Source organism: Desulfatibacillum aliphaticivorans DSM 15576 (assembly GCF_000429905.1).
GTDB lineage: Bacteria > Desulfobacterota > Desulfobacteria > Desulfobacterales > Desulfatibacillaceae > Desulfatibacillum > Desulfatibacillum aliphaticivorans.
Genome location: NZ_AUCT01000066.1, coordinates 1 through 1,245, shown reverse-complemented (window position 1 = coordinate 1,245; position 1,245 = coordinate 1). Strand labels below are relative to the sequence as shown.

General features: G+C 51.4%; 2 protein-coding genes. Both read left to right on the top strand.

The features are described 5' to 3' along the window. Nucleotides 1–380: flagellin (locus G491_RS0126035; protein WP_028316616.1), on the top strand; the 380-nt coding region annotated here is incomplete at its 5' end. Between the two features lie 395 nt (nt 381–775). Further along, nucleotides 776–1,245, top strand: a 470-nt coding sequence (locus G491_RS0126030; RefSeq protein ID WP_028316615.1) for a flagellin, incomplete at its 3' end; no start/stop codon positions are given.

Here is a 1,245-nt window from a genome sequence, read left to right as displayed (position 1 = left end):
TTGGTGAGCAGAACAGCGGAGACTATCGTATCAATTTTCAACTGGATTCCGTGGATTCCACGGGCTTGTCCGTGGTTGGCGTGGCTCTGGACTCTTTGGCGGACGCCCAGTCTTCCATGGATTTGATCGATAACGCCATGACCGCCCTGAACGCTTCCCGTGCGGAAATCGGCGCCATCCAGAACAGGTTGGACTATACCTACGCCAACCTGAACATCGCCATCGAGAACAACACCGCAGCAATGTCCGTCATCCAGGATGTGGATATGGCCATGGAAATGACCACCTTCACCAAAAACCAGATCCTGATGCAGTCCGGCACCGCCATGCTCGCCCAGGCGAACTCGGCCCCCCAGAACATACTCAGCCTCATCGGATAGGATTAAAGTCACCTAATGGGACCCGGATCTCCGGGTCCCAAAAAACAATAACTACATTTCCTTTTACTCTCACTTTCACCTCAGGGCCCGGAGTGCGTCCGGGCCCACTCAACAAGTGAAGAGTAAAGCAACAGGACAGGTTTCATAAACACAGGGCTAGTTAATTTGCTAAAATAATCAAAAAAAACAATGGTTAATCTAAAAAATGACTTAAGTAAAAAATTTGGAATGACGATAATAATAATGAGGAAAAACTAGAAGTTTCGGAAAGGAGGTGTGTCGAAGCAGCATGAACTGGATCAGGTATTTGCAAATCTAAGGACTTCTGGCAAGGAAGTCAGAAAAGGCAACCGGTTTGAGGAATCCGGCGGCCGTTTTCAAGGAGGAATTTTAATATGGGTCTCAGAGTCGCAAACAACATTTCGGCAATAGGTGCGCATAGGCAGCTTGGAATCACCGATTCCAAGGTTTCTAAATCCCTGGAGAGGTTGTCATCCGGTTTACGGATCAACCGCGCCAAGGACGACGCAGCGGGCCTCTCCATGTCCCGCAAGTTTGCTGCGCAGGTAAAATCACAGGCGGTCGCCGCCAACAACACCACCCAGGCCAACTCTCTGCTGCAGATCGCGGAAGGCGGCGTGGAGCAGATCGATTCCATTCTGGTGCGTTTGAAGGAATTGGCCACCCAGGCGTCGTCCAAAAACAACGAAGAAAACCTGAGCGACCTCAACGCGGAAGCTTCCCAGTTGCTCAAGGAAATGGACAGAATTGCCACCACCACCACCTTCCAGGGGACATCCCTGCTCACCGGATACGGCACCAAGGGTTTGGTGAATGCGGACGCCGCCAGCGTGGGTTCCGTCAG